At 45.2% G+C, this 18,570-nt stretch carries 19 protein-coding genes and 2 pseudogenes; 6 read left to right on the forward strand and 15 right to left on the reverse strand.

The window, feature by feature from the left end; genetic code table 11:
- The first annotated feature begins 233 nt into the window (after window positions 1-233).
- From IC007_RS01910 to IC007_RS01925, 4 genes are all read left to right on the forward strand, one after another.
- Window positions 234-647: a HEPN domain-containing protein gene (locus IC007_RS01910; RefSeq protein ID WP_054846510.1), complete on the forward strand. Its 414-nt coding sequence runs from the start codon at window positions 234-236 to the stop codon at window positions 645-647.
- A complete protein-coding gene (locus IC007_RS01915; RefSeq protein WP_054846511.1) occupies window positions 632-964 on the forward strand; it encodes a nucleotidyltransferase domain-containing protein in 333 nt (110 codons plus the stop codon). The genes IC007_RS01910 and IC007_RS01915 overlap by 16 nt, the downstream gene beginning before the upstream one ends.
- 326 nt (window positions 965-1,290) lie before the next feature.
- Window positions 1,291-1,713, forward strand: coding sequence for a HEPN domain-containing protein (locus tag IC007_RS01920; RefSeq protein WP_054846512.1), 423 nt, complete (start codon window positions 1,291-1,293; stop codon window positions 1,711-1,713).
- A complete protein-coding gene (locus IC007_RS01925; protein ID WP_054846513.1) occupies window positions 1,665-2,042 on the forward strand; it encodes a nucleotidyltransferase domain-containing protein in 378 nt (125 codons plus the stop codon). Before IC007_RS01920 ends, IC007_RS01925 begins: the two co-directional genes overlap by 49 nt.
- Before the next feature lie 353 nt (window positions 2,043-2,395).
- Here the strand turns inward: IC007_RS01925 and IC007_RS13140 are convergent, their stop codons facing one another.
- The 15 genes and pseudogenes from IC007_RS13140 to IC007_RS01990 all read right to left on the reverse strand — a co-directional run bounded on the left by IC007_RS13140 (window position 2,396) and on the right by IC007_RS01990 (window position 15,916).
- On the reverse strand, window positions 2,396-2,548 hold the full coding sequence (locus IC007_RS13140) for a PIN domain-containing protein (RefSeq protein WP_156303832.1): 153 nt from the start codon (window positions 2,546-2,548) through the stop codon (window positions 2,396-2,398).
- A gap of 394 nt (window positions 2,549-2,942) precedes the next feature.
- Window positions 2,943-3,662, reverse strand: a pseudogene (locus tag IC007_RS01930) (DNA-methyltransferase); the annotation flags it as partial.
- 15 nt (window positions 3,663-3,677) lie between these two features.
- Entirely contained in the window at window positions 3,678-3,806 is a 129-nt protein-coding gene (locus IC007_RS14010; protein WP_256202696.1) for a hypothetical protein, read from the reverse strand.
- Between the two features lie 1,879 nt (window positions 3,807-5,685).
- A pseudogene (locus IC007_RS01935) lies at window positions 5,686-6,279 on the reverse strand (RNA-guided endonuclease InsQ/TnpB family protein); the annotation flags it as partial.
- 208 nt (window positions 6,280-6,487) lie between these two features.
- Window positions 6,488-6,766, reverse strand: a complete 279-nt coding sequence (cas2, locus tag IC007_RS01940; RefSeq protein ID WP_054846611.1) for a CRISPR-associated endonuclease Cas2 — start codon at window positions 6,764-6,766, stop codon at window positions 6,488-6,490.
- A gap of 560 nt (window positions 6,767-7,326) precedes the next feature.
- On the reverse strand, window positions 7,327-8,172 hold the full coding sequence (locus IC007_RS01945; protein WP_054846612.1) for an RAMP superfamily CRISPR-associated protein: 846 nt from the start codon (window positions 8,170-8,172) through the stop codon (window positions 7,327-7,329).
- The gene (locus IC007_RS01950) at window positions 8,169-9,065 is read right to left on the reverse strand and encodes a hypothetical protein (protein WP_149528264.1); all 897 of its coding nucleotides are present in this window, start codon (window positions 9,063-9,065) and stop codon (window positions 8,169-8,171) included. Before IC007_RS01950 ends, IC007_RS01945 begins: the two co-directional genes overlap by 4 nt.
- Before the next feature lie 5 nt (window positions 9,066-9,070).
- Window positions 9,071-9,667 (reverse strand): RAMP superfamily CRISPR-associated protein, encoded by a 597-nt coding sequence (locus IC007_RS01955; RefSeq protein ID WP_054846614.1) that lies wholly within the window; start codon window positions 9,665-9,667, stop codon window positions 9,071-9,073.
- Between the two features lie 48 nt (window positions 9,668-9,715).
- Complete coding sequence (locus IC007_RS01960) at window positions 9,716-10,360, reverse strand: hypothetical protein (protein ID WP_149528265.1); 645 nt, start codon at window positions 10,358-10,360, stop codon at window positions 9,716-9,718.
- 26 nt (window positions 10,361-10,386) lie between these two features.
- Window positions 10,387-13,065, reverse strand: a complete 2,679-nt coding sequence (locus tag IC007_RS01965; protein WP_149528266.1) for a hypothetical protein — start codon at window positions 13,063-13,065, stop codon at window positions 10,387-10,389.
- A complete protein-coding gene (locus IC007_RS01970; protein ID WP_149528267.1) occupies window positions 13,058-13,225 on the reverse strand; it encodes a gap junction protein in 168 nt (55 codons plus the stop codon). The genes IC007_RS01965 and IC007_RS01970 overlap by 8 nt, the downstream gene beginning before the upstream one ends.
- Window positions 13,226-13,233: 8 nt before the next feature.
- Window positions 13,234-14,013, reverse strand: a complete 780-nt coding sequence (locus IC007_RS01975) for an RAMP superfamily CRISPR-associated protein (RefSeq protein ID WP_054846619.1) — start codon at window positions 14,011-14,013, stop codon at window positions 13,234-13,236.
- Window position 14,014: 1 nt separating this feature from the next.
- On the reverse strand, window positions 14,015-14,857 hold the full coding sequence (csx7, locus tag IC007_RS01980) for a type III CRISPR-associated RAMP protein Csx7 (RefSeq protein WP_054846620.1): 843 nt from the start codon (window positions 14,855-14,857) through the stop codon (window positions 14,015-14,017).
- Window positions 14,858-14,861: 4 nt separating this feature from the next.
- Window positions 14,862-15,512: a type III CRISPR-associated RAMP protein Csx7 gene (csx7, locus tag IC007_RS01985; protein WP_054846621.1), complete on the reverse strand. Its 651-nt coding sequence runs from the start codon at window positions 15,510-15,512 to the stop codon at window positions 14,862-14,864.
- Window positions 15,509-15,916, reverse strand: coding sequence for a hypothetical protein (locus tag IC007_RS01990; protein ID WP_054846622.1), 408 nt, complete (start codon window positions 15,914-15,916; stop codon window positions 15,509-15,511). Before IC007_RS01990 ends, csx7 (IC007_RS01985) begins: the two co-directional genes overlap by 4 nt.
- Before the next feature lie 996 nt (window positions 15,917-16,912).
- Here IC007_RS01990 and IC007_RS01995 point away from each other — a divergent pair.
- The gene (locus IC007_RS01995; RefSeq protein ID WP_149528268.1) at window positions 16,913-17,641 is read left to right on the forward strand and encodes a hypothetical protein; all 729 of its coding nucleotides are present in this window, start codon (window positions 16,913-16,915) and stop codon (window positions 17,639-17,641) included.
- Window positions 17,638-18,369: a CRISPR-associated endoribonuclease Cas6 gene (locus tag IC007_RS02000; protein ID WP_054846625.1), complete on the forward strand. Its 732-nt coding sequence runs from the start codon at window positions 17,638-17,640 to the stop codon at window positions 18,367-18,369. The genes IC007_RS01995 and IC007_RS02000 overlap by 4 nt, the downstream gene beginning before the upstream one ends.
- Window positions 18,370-18,570 lie beyond the last annotated feature (201 nt).

Genomic DNA, 18,570 nt, shown 5'->3' on the forward strand with positions numbered 1-18,570 from the left:
ACTCTGGTGGAAGAAGACCAGAAGGGCAAACATAACAGATGAGTTAGTGAAGGTGTAACTAGATCATGAACGAGAGATTTCATAACCAAGAGTTTTCTCTGAGGTTCTCCTCAACATAGATGTAAACCATGAAGATCCTCTTTGGAAACCAAAAAACCCTATGTGATTTTATACACCTGTTTAACCTCTTATATCAGGCTAATTCTTTTTACCATGAGAACATTAGCTTTCATGTGTCTTCATTTCAAAATGCAGTGCTTCTTTGCAAAAGGTCTTTAAATTACCTGAAAGCTTCAAAGGAATCGTTCAAGGAGGGTTTGTATGACGTTTCCTCCACAAACTGTCAGATCTCCGCCGAGCTTCTCATAAAATCAACGTACCTTCTGTTAGGATACTCCTTTCCCCAAACTCATAACATAAGGAAATTGCTTTCAGGATTGGCTGAATTAACTCTTTCTGAGAAAATTAAAGACTTCGTGAAGAATAAAAGAAAGGATTTAAACATGGTGGAGCTAAACAGATTTGAAGGACAGTACTCGCTAATAGACATAGATTCAGAGACAGCGTCTGACTGTCTAGATACGGTGGAAAATCACCTCCTTCCTTTAATGAAGAGCGTTTGGGGTGATAAATGGTGTGGGGATTAGAATATATTCAATATCTAGAAAATAATTGGCGCAAAATAGCCGAGAGAGTCAAAGAAGTGGCCAAGACCTTAGGTAAAGTCGATAAGGTTGTAGTGTTTGGTTCTGTCATTAAAGGAGAAGTGACAGGAAGTAGCGACCTAGATATAGCAGTATTTTATGACGAGGATCTTACTGACAAAGAGAAAATAAGGAGGACTCTAGAAATACTAAACAGAGTAGACGAGGAGATCGCCGACATAAACCTACAAGTGATGAACAGAGATGAGGAGGACTTCTTCCTGAATAAATTCGTGGACAAGTACGTGGAAATCGATTAAAGTGATCTGAGACGTTTTTACATCATGATACCCTTTTCATGCTCAAGAGACATGAACTCTGGAATCGCGTAAATGGTGCTATAAACATTATCTTTTACGAGGTTTTACAGAGATCAGGCATCCAAAAAATTCAGAACGAAGAAATTGAAATAGAATTATAACTGCGTGTAAGTACATATGCATATATATATTTTTCTCATCTTTTAAATCAAAAAAGGAACACGTGATCTTGTTTTGTAATGCGTTAGCATCTGAGAGTTGACATTGACCCCCAAGTTTTCTTTTCCGTCTGCTTCGCTTTTTAACGTTAGGAACCTAATTAACTTGTGCTTGATCACGAAGAATTTAACAGATGGTTTAGATCAGCTCAGCTGACCTTAGAAAGTGCCAAGCATGATCTCAGCGGTGGTTTCTATAATTGGTCTTGCTTCAAGTCACAGCAAGCTTCCGAACTTTCAGTTAAGGCTTACCTTTACGGTATAGGACAACCGAAGACCGGGCATGTAGTATCTCAATTGTTGATCTTTCTGAGAGCTCCTCAAGACCTCGTGGACAAGGCAAAGTATCTCGATAAGTTGTATATCCCCACCAGATATCCAGACGCATGGGAGAATGAAAATCCTTCATACTATTACACTAAGAGAGAAGCCGAGGAAGCTATTAAATACGCCGAAGAGATAATTAATTACATAGAGGAGAAATGGAGGACGTTATCTCAAGAAGAGAAAGAGAGAGGAGAGAAGTCATAGAGAAAGCTATGACATACGTTAACTCTTTGCAAGGTCGCTACACATCTTTCCTGATAGGTTCGTATTCAAGGGGAGACTTCAACGTATGGAGCGATGTAGACATTCTTTTGATAGGGGAATTTAATGGAAATCCAGTAGAAAGGTTATTGAGGCTGGACTTTCCCCCAGGTTTTGAAGTCATCCCCATAAATGAAGGGGAGTTCGATAAGGCAATCAGGAAGAATAATCCCGTGATTTGGGACGTTAAAAACAAGGGAATAGTTCTAAGAGATGATCTAGAGATCTGCAAAAAGTACGCTAACGTGATAAAATGTACTTTTGTGGAGTAATCTAGCTTCCTATCATTCTTCACTCTTAAGGGTTCGACGTTTGTCTAGAATGGTACTTAAAATCTTCCTAGATTCTTTATCGGTAACTAGTCACTTATTTCTTGAAATTACACGTTATCAACCTTCAAGACACAAGGTTAACACTTACGCTTGTATCACTAACTTTGCTATTTTCCTATATTAAGTTCTACAATGGTATATGACTAAGATTAGCCTTTGACTGCTCTAGTTTATGTTTTTACCGTAAACATTTCAGCATTTAGTTATAGAAAATACTATGTTCATGGCTTTTTAACTGCGCTAACGCTTAACTATCCCATAAACAATTCTTAATCTTATCTTTTGTCGTAGTTCTATTTATAATCTAAGTTAACTACTTTGATCCCAGTGTAATTTTCCACTATTTCTTTCTTGTTAAGTATATCTTTATCAAAGGTTACAAACAGGGACGATTCACTCAACACAGCGTAGGTAATCTGAAGTATGTCTAGCGTTTTTAGCTGCAACTTAGATGATAATTCTTGACCCTTTTTTAATTCTATGGTTCAAGGTTGCCCTTTCATAGTATGCCACCACGACATAAACCTGAAGCAAGGTCATGAGAGAGACTGTATCCCATTATAGAAAGTCTCTATCACCTCCTTTCCCTTCATCCTTAACTATTGGTATTATAGTTACTCTCTTCTGGGATTGCAAGGTATTGTATACTCTTGCATATGGATAAGATCTAGTTCTCTTGGGTGAGACCCACCAGCTCACCGCTAAGTTTTGACCTTCGTGTGAATAATTGAAGAAAGCCCTTCTCTTGATCCCATCCTCAAGGTCTTCAAAGGTCTCAAGCTTGGGTAACCTGAATGTAGGCTGATACGTATTCCCTCCACAACACCCTCAAATCTCAAGTCAACTCACTTTCTTGTTCTCCAATTTTTCATTAATCTTGGCACGCATATTAGAGGATAATCTCTTCGCATCCTCTCGTTCTAGGAACTCTACTTTTTCTTCTCCGAAGAGTGTGCTAACCGGGATCCTCGCCTTGATTACGTCTTTCAGCTTCAGATCAATCTCATATCCCACTGCGTTCCTCCCCATCTCTCTGGCGACCTTCAAAGTAGTGCCAGTGCCAGTAAACGGGCCTAGAACTACGTCTCCCACGTATGAGTACAAGGTGATAATTCTCCTGGCAAGATCCTCGGGGAAAGGAGCAGTAAACTTGGATAACTTGTTGTTAGGTAGAACGTTAGTTATCTCCCAAACGTTAGAGTACCATTTTTCCCTTTGAAACTTGGTAATATCTATCTTACTCTCCTCTTTATTCCGGGGAGTGAAGTTACCTTGTTTCTTGAATATTACAATATCTTCGTAAATGTTATCTGGATAGAAATACAGAGGGTAAGGGTGTTGAATTAGTACACCACTCCTCCTGCTTATGCGTATATAACCCTCGGGTTTCTTCCAGATTATCCTCTCCTGATATTTGAAGCCTAAGTCTTGCATGATCTTTATGAGGTCTGCAACTATAGGGTAAAGTACTCCGTCGATCCTCACGTCTGCGGTAACGAAAACCGCAGCTCTACCTTTTTCCAAGACTCTGTGAACCTCCTTTCCTACACCCTTCAGGAGGTCTAGGTAGGCGGATTAACTGGGAAAGAGATCTGGAAAATCGAAAGGAGCGTTATAATAGGGAGGTGAAGTTAGTACTAAACCCACGCTTTCATCAGTGATCTCGCTCATGTCCCTCGAATCGCCGAAGATTACTTTGATCATGGAAACTTCTCCTTAGATCAAGATAAAAACTTTCCTGGCATCTTGAGTTTAGATTTAGGTTATAATCAACGAAAGTAGTACTGAAAAACCAGTTATCAGTAAATATAAGAGATCTAAAAAGGATTTTTATTAAGAATTACTACTTTATATAAAAAATAATTAATTAGTCGAATTCTTAGAATCTTTGAGGATTTTATACCGTTGAGGTTTTACGTTCAGATTTCAACACTTGACATATACGAGTAGTCTTTTTCCATGATCGTCATATATTTCTATTAAAAAATGATCCTCAGCAGTATTGAGGGCTTCCTTAAGGTTTCTTACGTTCTTTTCATCCCTTAATTTTCCATCGCATGAGTAAAATTTAGCCTTCACATGGAGAGCATATCTAAGCTAAGCGGAGAGTGATGAATGAAAGAGTCTCTTTGGAGTCAAATTCATGCATTTACAATACCAGTCTGTCTTCATACCTTGGAATTCTCTGGTTTGATGCCTCTTTTCTTCTGTTTTCTGAATAAAAAAGTCTAGATCAAGAGTATCTTTCAATACTTATCATTTTTGTAAAAGAAATTCATATAAACCTAAAGGATCTAAAAGATAATTAAGAAAGTCTACGACTTTACCTTCATTACCCGCTAATAGATATAGTGAGAGAAACGCAGAAGAAAACATAATGTCTTTCCTCAATCTTTCTTTCCACAATAATTATAACAGATTTTAATAAATAAAAACTAAACTTATATTATTATAATCATTATTTCTAAAACTATAAAAAATTAGTGAAATATTTTCCAATAAAAAGCTCTATTCCTATATGAAGGCTAAAATGATCTAATGAAATGAAAAGAAAAGATAATAGTGTCTTATGGTACACTATGACTACCTCTTAGATACCTATATTGGAAATAATGCTAACTCCTACACAAAAGTTTTCTTTTGTGTTTAGATGGATTTCCTCGCGTAACTAGAGATTATCTCTTATAGATAAACGCATGAGTTAACACATAAAGGTTCGTAGTATATCCATTTGATATAAACTAGTTGAAAAAGTTAAAGTGATAGTCTCTTGAAACTCGGACCTAAATTATCCTTATCAATAATATTGAACAAGAATATATTACTATCGAAAAACGAACTAACCAATAACGACGTAAATCCGAAGGAAGAGTATCTCATTCCTTATTCAGAAAATATCCTAAACTAATATAAAAAATAGCAAGAAAAAGTTAAAACCCGAGGAAACTTTCCATTGTTCTATGTAGAAAGCTCTACTTGAATGTCCGAGAGCCATGAAAGAGGAACATAAAAATTGCAGAGTATAATTAAAAATGGGTTATCGTTTTCATTATCATGTGCTTAAACTTATAATTAAGTAGTAGATATGAGAATAATAAAATTAGTATTATAGCTATTATTTTAGGATGTAAAAGTCTAGCTGATTTCAATTCGTTGTCTAAGTAAATAGTAATACTTTAAAAAATTTAACTAGAACTACAGAGCCTGCCTCTGGCTTCAATACTTGGACAAAATACTGACTTCAAAGAGTCTATCTTCAACTTAACGTTAGAAAATAAGCCGTTTGTAATCTCGCAGAACTACTCGCGCTATACTAATGCAGCATTAATATACATATAATAATACATCATGATAACTATTTAATAATTACATTTTAATAATGAATTATCTTAAGAAAAGATTTTATTGAAAAAAATATTTTAGAAATTTATTTGTTTATTATAAAAAAGGTTTTTAAAGTATGAAGAAGAATATATAATTTAGATACAAAATGACTAAGGTATTAGTTATAGGAGGAAGATTTGGAGCTTTGACACCCGCTTATACGCTGAAAAGGTTAGTTGGAAATAAAGCTGATAGTGAACTACCCCGCCCTAACGGACGGGGCATCCCCACCTCGCGATGGGGATTTCCTGCTTCTTCCAGGAAACTTACTATACACACCCTCAGAGAAGGGTATGTATAGCAGAGGTTTCCTGTCCACAGGCTTTAAGGGCAGTCCCGACCCCGCATGGAAAATATTTAGAGAAGCATTATAATCCCTATCTGCAACCCAACCACATTTAGGGCAAACGAATATACGGTCGTCTAATGTTAGGTCTTTCTTTACATATCCGCATCGAGCACACGTCCTCGAAGTGTACGCTGGGTTTACTTTCACTACCCTCCTACCAGCTCTTTCAGCCTTGTAGGAGAGGTAGCTCATGAATTTGGAGAAGTTGGAATGAAGAATATGTTTCCTCAAAGTCTTACTTTCGTTATTCTCAACCATTTCCTTCACATCAAGACCTTCCATATATATCTCGTCGTATTGTTCAACAAGCCACGAAGTCACCTTATGAATATAATCACTCATCAAATTCTTCACATGCTCATGTAGCTTAACTAATTTCTTTCTGATCTTCTCGTAGTTTCTTGATCCTCTCTTCTTCCTTGTTAGTGACCTTTGCAAGATCTTTATCTAAGATTCACTCCAGAAAGTTATTATCTTCTCTCCGAGGATTTCCCCCATACATCTAGTTAAATTTGTCATGAAAATATTGTGTTTTTCATTGAGTTTTCGTACGAAAACGGGAGTCGAGTAATCAGCTTGACCGCAGTTGGTCAAGAGTTGATACCTCATCATAGGGCAAAGGATAGACCATGAAAGCGATGTAGCAGTGAGCTTACAGGACTTCTAATTTTCTTTCGCTGATTTTGACGCAACCATCCTTGGTACAGTTAATAGAGGAGTACTCCCAGTCCTGTATGACGACAATGTAGACGTTATCATTGTCTTCAATAATTCTTTCAGCTCTTTCGGACACGAGGGACGCCGTCTTGTAGCTGCCAACTCCAGCATAGACTGACTTGTTAACCATTGAGAGACCCATAGACCTGAGGTATCTCCTGAGTTTCCCCCTGATTTTCTCTGAGGAGATGTCAAAGGCCACCTCTATGTACATATAGAATAGGACGTACTGGAGGATAAAAGTTTTGTACTACGAGTCAGAGAGGTATAGACGATACACATTCGACAAGGACGAAGACTGTCCCAGTAAGCCCCTAACCCGGTCGTGGTAGTAAAAGAGTACTAGATAAGCGTTTTAGCCTTAGGCCCCTAATCCGATTGTGTTCCTAAGGGTCTATTTCCGCTACGCCAATAGAATCGGGTTGAAATAAGCAAGAACTGAAAGTCCTTTTGTGAAGGTCCCTTTTACCCTATATTCTAAGTGATTGAAAGGAAAAAGATGAAAGAACCAGCTATAAAAAATGTAATAAAAGTAGTATATGAAAACGTAATGAGTAAGACAGAAAATTAAAAAGGGAGAGAAGGATGCTTTTGAACTGAAATAGGAGGAAAAGGAGAAGAAAAAGAGGAGACAAGAAAGAGAGGAAGAAGAAAAATATGAAAAGGCATATAAAAAATAGAAAAATATGAAAAGAGGAGGAAAAGGTAGAAAAAGGAGATAGAGAAAGGCTGGGGAAAAAGACTTCTTGAAATCCTCACACTGTCTCTCTCACATCACGATTTAGACCACAGGAATTTCGTCAGCCCGTCCCACTTCACGTCCACCCCGTCAACCTCTCCTACCTTGCTCTCCTCTACGTCGAGGGTGAGGTGCCCCAGTCCCCTGCTCTTGGATCCTCCCACGGCTATCCCCATCTTCTCCACGTACCTCAAGGTATATTTCCACAGTTGAACGTCACCTTCAGGCCTCAGCACTACCTTTAGGCTGATGATAGAAGGCTCGACCACTTCTTCCTCGAAGAGGTGTTTCTCCTTTTGGGCGCCGAAAGTCCTGTCCAGCACCACGTGTGGCTGGAAGGAGACGTTCCCCTCGACAAGGGAGTCAGAGAAGGATATGGAGGACGCGAAGAGCTTGGAGCCGTAAAGCCTCTCCACCGGACACATATAATAGTAAACTGCTCTGGCTGTGAGTTCCTCTAGGTCTCCCCACGTGATCTCGGCTGCGGGAACGTTAGACCTCACGATAGTCCATACCTCGTCGTCTATGTCCACCCCCTTCAGTTGGGTCCCATTTACCTCGTTTCTCTCATTGTCGATCGTCTCCCTAACTCGTTCTAAGATACGTGTAACCCTCTCGTCAGCCTCTTTGTTTCCTCTCAATTCCTTAGGATGATCGTCGTTGTCATGCGATAACGCAGTTCCCATCCCTTTACCCTTAGATATTTCCTCACTTATCCTCTTGAACACTCCCTTCCAAGAGGAGTTCGGGATCACCGGTACTTCCCTTGCCTTCACCTTGTACTTCAACTGGTACAAGGTAGACCCTTCCCTTTCTCCTCCCACCCTGAGGGAGTCCCCTTTGAAGCTCAGTTTGAAAAGACGTATCACTTTCTCGCTCATAACCTCACCTTAGATAAGAGCTCTCCCAACGAACTGAGGGAGAAGGCGAAGTTCAAACCAGCAGTCTTAAGGGGGTAAAGGTCTCCCTTCACCTTAACCAGAGACCCCTGCGTGGCTACCTTGAGGAATGGTTTCGTCCCCCTCAAGTCGTCTGAGGTGAACCATCCAGTGTAGTTCGTGACCTTCCCTATCCCTGTCTCTACCTCCGTGTAACACGGGGACAAGCAGTAAGCCCACCCGTCCCTCGCGTCCTTCAGCTCTACCTCTCCCTTCTTTTTCAACACCGCTTCGCCGAAACCCCTGTTCCTAGACCTGCCTATATTGAGCCTGACCTCGTCCTTGGGAAAGTCGTTCGAGAGCGCCCAGAACGTGGTCGGCATCTTATACTCGTAGTGGTATAGCATTCCAGCCTCCTTGTTCATAGTGACCTTGTTGATTGCTACGTGGCCTTGTATGATGGAAGGTACCTTGACTTCGTTGTAGAAGAACAACCCGTTCCCTGAATTCCCGCGGAGGGCTACAACGGTACCGGTCTTAGACTTCAACGATTCTACTCCCACACTCTCCTTCATCTCTTCCCTTTTCCTGTCGACCACTTCCTCATCACCGTTCATGAGCAGGGAGTCTTTCCTCTCCACGAACTCCTCCGACTTCCTCCCCATGGCGAAGACGAACGGATGAGCCGGGGCCGAGTTGACGGGATACCCAGGAGATACGTAGACGTCCGCGAGTTCGTGAACGTCATATCCTTCCTTGATGAGGGCGTCTATTATGGCACCTCTCAGGGTCTGTGACGGGATGAAGTCCTCAGTGGAGAGGAAGTAACTCTTCACGTTCCTGGCGTGTATGAGGGCTGGTGTGACCACCTTCACCTCAAGTAGCGTGTACTTCATGTCGATCACCACACCCACTTCAGGTCTAAGGGGACCCTCCCAGTTTCCACCTCCTTCCCGTTCCTGACCACCTTGTCCACATTGACGTCTATCATTCCTCCCCTGCCTAACCTCAGAAAACGTAAGTAGTGAAGCGACGCCAAGGCTAGGCAGAGGTCCTCCTCTTCGCCTATAACCTGAACGGTGAAGGGGAACTCCTCCTCCGGCGGGACCACCTCCTGTTTGAAGAGCGCCCTTTCCTTGGCCGTTCCCTTTTCATCGTCTATGCTAACGTGAGTCACCACGTGTGTCGGGGGTTTCGTCATCCCGTCCTTGTTAGGGCCAGAAGATACCCTGAGCTTTCCCTCATGGTCGGGGTACCCGAAGAGGGAGCACACGTCGCAGGGTTTACCCCCGTGGGCTTTAGCTATCCTGGAAGGCTCTATCTCGTCGCATGAGGTCCCCCTCACCATACCGTTCCTGATTGCCCAAGAGATCGCAGTCCTCATTGCCCCTTTCAGGGTGGAAGGGACGAGACCTAGCTGGTTGAACTGGACGTCTATGAAGAACCCGTCAGTCCCTATAGTGAACGAACTGACGGTCTTGATTTTACCTTTGATCATGAAGACGGATTTACCCGTGTTTTTAATTCCTTCACATAACGTGTTTAATCACCTTTTGAGAGATCGAGAGAGAGAAATGAGGAAAAAACAGAGAGAAAGGAAAAAAACGAAGAAAAGAGAGAGACACGACACGACACGACACGACAAAAGAAAAAAACTTGAAGGAGTCGGGAAGGGGAGCTTCCGCCTCATCAGCCTTGACGTGCCGCGTGTATCTTGCTCGGCGTGTGGTTGGTGACCCGCCTCATTAGCCCTGACGTGTGGGGAAACCTCTCCCCCTAGGGTCCGCTCATTCCTGTCCTCACTAATACAGTGAACGGCATCTGCCTTCACCTCTGGTCCGCCCACTCTAAGCTCGTTTACTTTCTCCCTTCTTTTCCCGTCTCCCTCAGTTTTGGCCAACTCGTTCGCGTGAGGTTTGAGGTACTCCCCCTTGAGGCGAGACACCTCCGCACCAGGGATCGACGAGAAGTCAGCCGCAGGTAAGGTTCCTCCACCTGAGTGTTTTCCGCTCTTCATTTCGTCGAGGTTTGAGGTAGCGTATCGCAGAGGAAGACGTACCGAGAGGCGTGGCTCTTTCCATCTCACTACCAATTGTGTCCAACGTCCATCCCCACAGCCGCTCCCTTCGGAACTGTGCGTGATCCCATTCGTGTTGTCGAGACAGGGGTTAACGTGGAGTACCTCGTTCAACACTATCCACCTCATGTTACTCAATTTCAAGGACTTTCACCCTTATCTCCTGCCTCAGCTAACGCTGTCTTCAACATGAAGAACACGTCAGCTAGAGGTACACTCGCCACCTTGTCATTTCCGCTAGACTCCTTCGGCTCGCCTTTTTCACCCGACTTTCCTTCTTCGCTAGACTTCTTTCCCTCCTCGCTCCATTGGTTCAGCAAGGTCAACATTAGCTTTGACGCTTCCTTGTGTCTGGTGGCCTGCCTCATCATGTAAATTACGGTATAGTAAATGTCCTTGTTCCTTTGGAAGGCCTCCACTACGTCCTCCATAACCCTCACGTGACTCTTGAACGAGTCAACCCTCTCTTCGTGTTCTTTTCCCTGACCGGCACTCCTCAACAATGCCCAGAATCCCTCAGACGAATCCATGACCTTTCTCCAGAAAGAGAAGTTAGTCTTCATCTTGTAAAGCGACCCGACTTCAGAACTCTGCGACGTAGCCGTCCACTCCCTCTTAACTTCCTCCACTGAAGACTTAGTCACCAGGGAGGAGGCGAAGAGGAGAGTGAGCGTGTTCCTTCCTTTCTCATTCACAGCACCTGCCTCGTCTTTGGTCTCCCTCCTTATCTTACCGTCTTCCATTAACTTCTCTGCAGCCTCAATGGCGAACTGGATAGGCGTATCGTATTTCAGGGTCACTACCCCTACCTTGAAAGACATCCCCAGCTTGTCTGAAGCCTTGCTCAACGCGTTCATGGTAATTACCGGTGCGGTCATCGCTGGGCCGATGAGGAGGATGTCGTCCCCTCCCATGTATTGCACTCCCAAGAGGGTCCTCATTACCATACCCTTGTTCAGTGTACCGTCCCGTTCAGCTTCGTCAGTTGCCTCAACGAAGCTCTTCTTGACCCAATAGTCCACCTTGAAACTCTTGTCGATGTATTCGCCGAAGAACAGGGAGTTGCTGAAGTACTCTCCCGCGTCGTTTCCGTCACTCTTCACAACTGACAGGTAGCGTCTGGGGGCTTTCACGGGCTCGTACAGCTTGTTCTTCTCGTCTATTATGTCTCCTGATAAGTAAGGCATGGGTTCCTCCACTTTCATGGGATACATTACTGTTGACCCTACCTTGAAGTAGGTTTCCAGCTTCGAGCTGAACCCCTTACTCTTGGATAGCTCGTGGACCGTGTAACATCTGGTACATAGGCGCTTCCCCCTATCGTCGCTTCTCACTGCGGGGTAGACACCGCAACTCTCGCAGACAGCGTGAAGTCCGGGGGAGATCATCTTTAGTGAGGAGGGAGGTATCATCAATCCCTTCACTCCGTCCTTCCCGAAGAGCTCGCTGACCGTCTCATATCCCCTCATTCTGTACGTCCCATTTCCCACGATGAGCGGGGTAGAGGAGACCGTGAGGCTCACGTCCAGGTCGCGCAACAGCTTCACGTCCCTCAGCTCTTCCTCTATCCTCTCCATCACTCTAGACGTGTCCCTCCTCGTCACGATGAAGGAGTGACCTCCGCTACTTATGAGGAGTGAATCTAAGGGTAGATATGTCTTTTCGTACATGCTATCTATTACCACGAAAGGTATTGTAGTCACGCTCATGTCCACCAGCATGCTCGCTGTGGAGATGTCCCTCAAGTCCGAGAACGACTTTATGAATGATTGAACGCCGGGGAAGTTGAACATGTTCAGGTCTGCCACGACGTTCTCAGACGGAGTGTCTCCTCTTCTCTTCTTTCCCTTGCGTTTCTCCTGCATTTTCTTGTACACTTGCCTGGAGCACTCCTCGTATTTTTCCTTCAGCGAGCCCCTCTTCTCTATTTCGTTGATGTAGTCCTCAGCTTCCTCTGCAGTCATGTGGAGTGTCTCGAGGAAAGGAGAACAGGACTGGATGGAAGAGTAGAGCTGTTCCAGCTCGCCCCTCTCCACTCTCCCCTCACCTGAAGAGATCAGGTCGCCCTCTATGTTCACTAAGTGGTGATTACGAGCCCTCTCCCTAGCCTTGCGTAGGACGTCTACAATCCCTGACCTCAACCTCTGATTCAAGTCACCGATTCTCTGGATGCCGTCGATCAGTCCGTCGAAGAACGCTGTTGAGGACTCCCAATGTCTCCCGAAATCCGTTAGCTTCCCTATGTCGTGTAGCACTGACGCTAACCTCAAGAAATGAAGGTCTTCCGAGTCGCGGAAGATCGCCCACTCCGCCATCGAGGTGAGCGAGAGGTGGGACGCGAGTGAGCCCACGTTGTTCCCGGGCCTGCTGTCAGCGGGTACCATCATGAGGGCTTCGTAAATTGAATAGATCTCGTCTTGGTATAGGGAGATGAACTGCAAGAAGGGATTCTTCCTTCCCCAACTTCCTTTCACCACGTCGGTTACTTTGTCAGGACTGACTTTCCCCTTCACGTGTCTCTGCAACACATAGTTCGCTAACGTTTCGAAGTTGTTGGCGTTCTCCGGCGCGCTTCCTTTCGTTACATCTCTCGTCCCCGCGTAACGTAAAGGAGGAAGGAGCATAGGGGCTTTCAGGACGAGCGAGATCAAGTCCGACAATGCGAGGGCTACCTTCTTCTCGTCCACGTCAAAGTCAGCAAACATGATGCTAACTCCTTCAGAGAGCACTTTCTTGAAACCGTCGAAGGCTCTCTTCGCCTTTTCCTCGTCTACTTCCTCCAATCTCCCCGTGCTGGGGTTGTAAACTCCCCTAATCACGTTTATCACCTAACAAGGATTTCGACAGGGTGTGGATGATGAACTCTGATTGCTCGTCTTTCCACACCATCCTTTCACCCTGAAGTTCCACTTCGACTATCTTGAAGCAGTTCCCCTCTTTCAAGGTAACGCTCAAGTCTTTCTTTATGCACAACTTCAAGGTATACCTCACCTTTTCTCCGTCACTTCTCCTATCGCTCTCACGTGTCCCTTGTGGGCATCCAGGAACGCCTTCAGGTACTTCCCGGAGTCCACATCGGGGATGCTGAACTTAACCCTCCCCCATGAGGGATCGGAGAACTTGAACCTCCCCATGAGGACTACGCCGTTTCCCCTCCCTATCCCTAAAGCGAAGAGTATTGCCCCGAGGTCAGCGTCGTCGTAGTTCCTGATCGTGAACGAACCCACGAACTTGGAGCCCTTCTCAACCGTCTCGTAGGTAGACCTCATCTCGGTGACCAGGTTGACCCTTCCGCTCTCAAATGTCAGGTCGGTGAACGAAACCCTGCTAGCTAACCCCATGTTACCCATCAAGTCGCAAACGAAGCACATTTCACGGTCTCCCAGAAACTTCTCGAAGGGTTTCCTCTGTGGCTTAAACAATGACTGATAGACTCTCGACACGGTCCTCGAAGGCCTCACCGCTAGGGATGAGTAGCACGCACAGTCCACCAAGAGCTCCAGCCTGGACCTCACGAGTCCCTTCACAGTACCCCCGGGGATGACCAAGCCCTGAGAGGTCTGCATGAACTTCGCGAACTCTCTGGAAGCGTGGATCCCCTCAGGCAGGGAACCCGTCCTCAGGAACGCCTCAACGTCACTGTCGCTGATCGCGGCCTCTTGTTCAAACCTGCTCCTCCCCGACGAAACGTGGAGATGGTCGCTCACCACAGTCATCTCCAGTTGGTACTTCCTAGTGTTTCCACCGTTCCTGTCCTTAACCTTCACCTTATGGTTTAACGTATTTTAACACCTCGAGGAACTTGTCGTCACTCAACGGGTCTATGGGGAATTTAGCCTCGACTTTCTCGTCCTTAGGGTCCATTTCAGGAAGCTTGTATGGGACGTATTCCTTCATGTCGAGCTTCAAGTCTCTGAACTTCATGACTCCGAAACCACGGCTCTTGTTCCCTCCTACCTGGGTCAACCCTTGGTCTATCTCCCTGATTATCGATATAATGTACCCAATCACGTAGTTCGTGGGGTTCATCATGTTTATCCTGAACGTGAAGACAGACCCAGGCTCCACGTAGTCCATTGTGACCAACGCTCGTTCTGATACGCTTCCGGTCTCCCTGTTTATCGCTATCATAGGTCTCGTGCCTATCTCGTAAGACGTAGGGGTCTTGGGATAGGAGTCGAAGAAGGAAACCGACGCTCTCACGTGGGGAGCACCGAAGACCTTGCAGTTAATACACGTGCCCTCCCAAACTAGCCTCACCGCATCGTCGTAATTCCCCCTCTTGAGCAATGACTCTAGTTCGTCCTCTATCTTGTCCACGCAAGTCTGTTTGGTGAGCCCCGTACAAACGCTCACGCCCCTACCCCTCATTAACCTCTCCCCGGTGGAGCGGAAGACTCCCTTCCATGAGGATCCGGGGATCACGGGGACCCTGTCCTCACCCATCCTCACCCTCAGCAGGGCTTGGTTTGCCGTCGACAACAAGTCCAAGTTATCCCTTCCTACGCCTATCCTCAGCGGAGTTTCGTTCACCACTTCCCCGCTTATCACGGCTTCCCTCACTAGGACGTCCTTCCTTATCAGGATGTGACTTAACGAGTTCTGAGACACGGCTTCACACCTCCACGTCTGAGAGCCCGAACTGGGTACACTTGACCTCGGTCAACCTCATCAACCCCAGCCCTGTGCTCTTCCTCCCGCCTATCTGAAATCCCGACTTCATGGTTTCGATCACCTGAGATATGACTTCTCCCCTCTCGTCGTTACCCTTGCACTCCTCGTTCAGCTTGACGCCCCAGAGAAGAGCGGTGAACTTGAACTTGTTACCCTTGTCCACCAAGTCGAGAGAATACAAGTTCGATGGGTACTGTCCGTTGAAGACCCTATCTATTGATACCATAGTCCTGGTGTGGACCGTAGGGGTCTCCAAGGGCATCGCGTCCATCACTTCCACAGCTGAGGCGTTGGACTTAGACCCGAAGAGCTGAGAGACTATATCGTTTGGTTTCCCTTTCTTTTCGTCCTTCTCGTCCTCTTCATAAGGGTATACCACCTCACCTCCCTTGGTCTTGACAATACTCTCAACTAACCCCCTCATGAAACCCTTCAACGTAGAACCCGGTATGAAGGGTACTCCCTTCCTTGTCATCATGGCCGAGTCCGTAGTTTGTTGGAAAGCGTTCTTCGACACGCTCGTCTTCCCTCCTCCTATCCTGAAAGGAGTGTCGTTGACCAGAACTCCTTGTACCTTAGTTCCCTCTATCACGGATGTCCCCTACCGTAATTGGTGTGGTGTTCGTAAGCCCCTCTTCCCTGTCCCTTACCTGACTCGGTGTTGGTGGAAGTCACGAACGAGTTCACCATGGAGCTGAAGTTGTCGAAATTGGACTGTGTTTCGTTGAGGGCCTCGAAAGACCACTTGAACAAGCCGAGGAATTCCCTAGCCTTCATTATGTCCTTGTCTTTCAAGTACTTGACTAAGATCTTCGCGGTCTCGACGAAGTGGTTCCTGGAAGCCTGCCTCATTATGAAGATGAGGAGATCGTTTACGTTATCGGTAGATTGAGAGAACTCGAGCATGTTGTTGACCTGCGTGGGGTTCAATCTCTCCCTTTTAGCTTGCGAAACAGCTTTAGCTATAATATCGTATAAAGATACGGACTGAGACATTTCGATCTGCCCATTTGGACAATTAATATAGAGCTAGAGCACATTTAAATATATTACGTAACGTAAAAATTAGGCTAAACATTAGGTTTTTTGGTCTGTTCTTCACAACTGAAGAAAGCCGATTGGCTAATGTCCTGATATGGATGAAAGCCCCTCATTTTACTTGAAGAGATCTGGGAAAGTTGGAGAGGGATGGATATACGCTATGTGTATGTGTATACATTCACGTATACATATATCCTCTCATGTACCGCGTTTATAAAGGAATAAATACCACTTTGTGACTTATAAAAGCCGGTAAGTCTTTCCCTTTAGTTTTCTACAAAGAGAAGGTTCATGATAAGTTGATCAACTGAACATTTAGCTTTAGTTTTCCGCGACGAGAAGGTGGTGATTACCCCCTCAGGTAGCCCCTCGTTTTAGTTCTCCACAATAGGGGACATATCCACATTTCAAAGCGTGAAGATATCCTTGTGACCGTTTTACGAGTTCATATTGAGTTTCCGTATCCCTCTTTTCTTGAGGAAGGAAGGACATTCCCGTTCAGACTATATCTTGATTAAGTTCCCATTAAGGGATTTATAATATATTTCAGTTATAACTATTAAATATTTATTTTTTAAAAAAACTCTCATACAGGGAACATGTCTAGAAATAAAACCGAACAGACTAAATGTTGTCTATCAGTTCATAGACGACGGATCACACTACAATACAACTATGCAAGTACAAAAATCTTTTGTGATTAAAATCTTTTATGTCGGGCGAAACTCAGTGTACAGAGTTTAACTTTGCATCACCTGAAAGTATAAGGAAAAGCTTTTAAACTATAAAGAGAAGCTCTTTATAGTCTTGAAATGAAATCGAACAGCCTAAGGTTAAAATACTTCATTCTATCCAAGATTTTTTTAAAAGTGAGTGTAAGTAGCGTGTCAGTGGAGACTCCAAGGGGCTGGAGGAGACAAGTGATTATCTCCGTTTCTAAGGGGTGTCCCGATGAAGATCAGTAACCTTCTTGAGGTTTACGAAGTGGACTTCATCACCAACCTTAAGCTTGAGATACCGTGGCGCAATTCCTCGCTGACCTCTTGCAGCACGGGCAACCTCACTTTCGTGAATAGGACTTACACGGTTAAAGAGCTCGTGAACTTGATTTTAAACGTCCACGAGACCCCTCACGAAACTTACTCGGTGGAACACGCGGCTATCCCGCTGATAGAAGAGATCTTAGGTAGAGGTAGAAGGCACGAGAGACTTCAAGTCACCCTTCCCTTACACGGGCAGGAAACGACGGTGGCGGGTAAACCAGACCTCATAATTGAAAAGGGTGACTTCAATGTAGTGGTTGAACACAAGGGAATTCATCTCGAGATGAGCGAGAGAGAGTTTCAGACGAAATCTCGGTACAGGTGGTGGTGGGAGAGCGTAATCCCCTCAAGGAGTTTTGAGCGTCATGCACTTCAGTCCCTGATATATGGGTCCATGGAGTCCTGCTTAAGGAAAGTCCCCACAGTCCCCGTCATAGCTTACACCCCCTACAAGATGGTCGACTCTAAGGCGGAAATCTACGCCGTGGTCGTTGTGTACCCTAGCACGTCATTTTCTCCTAGCTCTTACCTGCTCTATAGTATGCCGAGCCCATTCGGGAACGTGAGGATGGAATGGCTTTCACCTGAAGGATACCTTGTGAGTATACTTGAGGAGGTAAGGGGAAGGGCAGGATGAAGGTAATCTGTAGGGTCAAGGTAGTCCCATCTACGGACGCCGTCATTCCTCCCTTCTCCGCAAAGGTTGGAAAGACGTTGTTGGGAGGGACTAAATCCAACGTGTCGATATCTCCGTTGTGGGACGGGAAGAGGTACCTATTCAAGTCTGGCGATGCCCCTATCCCTATGACAGTTTACGCTGGAGACGAGTACTGGTTCAGGATCGGAGGGGACGAGAGGGAAGTAGCTACGGCGATTGCGGGGCTGAGAGACACTAAGGCGTTCAACACCTTGTGGCACGTTGAGGACGTGGAGGTGAAAAGGGTGGGCGACCTTCCTTCAGACACCAGGAGGATAACCGTGGAGACATTGACCCCAGCCATACTTCCCGACCCTTTCAGCCCGAAGAAGAGGAAGAGGTTCTCCAATGAGTTCGTAACGGTTTTTGCCGTTAACTTCATGGACGAGTTGAGGTTCACAAGGGAGGACGTAAAAGAGAAGTTGGCCACCATAGAGGAAGTGGTGACGGAAGAGCCTTCGTGGATGAAGTGGGTCACCGTGATCTACGCCGGAAAGAGGGTGGTTGGTGTCGTGGGGAAGTTCACCTACTCCTCTGAGAGGTTCGGCGAGATGATGCCAGTAATAGGGAATGCCGTAGTTAAAGGGATAGGGAGTTCAAGGAGAAACGGATTCGGGATAGTGAAAGTTACTTTAGATAACGGAAACCAGAGGATACCGTATTTTTAGGAAGAGCTTAATTTTTAAAAGCGAAGAATACAGTTAGAGGTAAGAAGGTAAATACGGTGAGACAAATCGGAAACTTACTTATTCGCACGAAGGATAGAAGAGAGAAGCTTCGCCGTGTATAACGACATGCGGACACAAACTCCAAATGCGGTACGATGTTTCACAATGTCTTCTCAAACTAACACGCCCTGCGTTTTACAG

The sequence above is a fragment of the Sulfuracidifex tepidarius genome, assembly GCF_008326425.1.
Classification (GTDB): domain Archaea; phylum Thermoproteota; class Thermoprotei_A; order Sulfolobales; family Sulfolobaceae; genus Sulfuracidifex; species Sulfuracidifex tepidarius.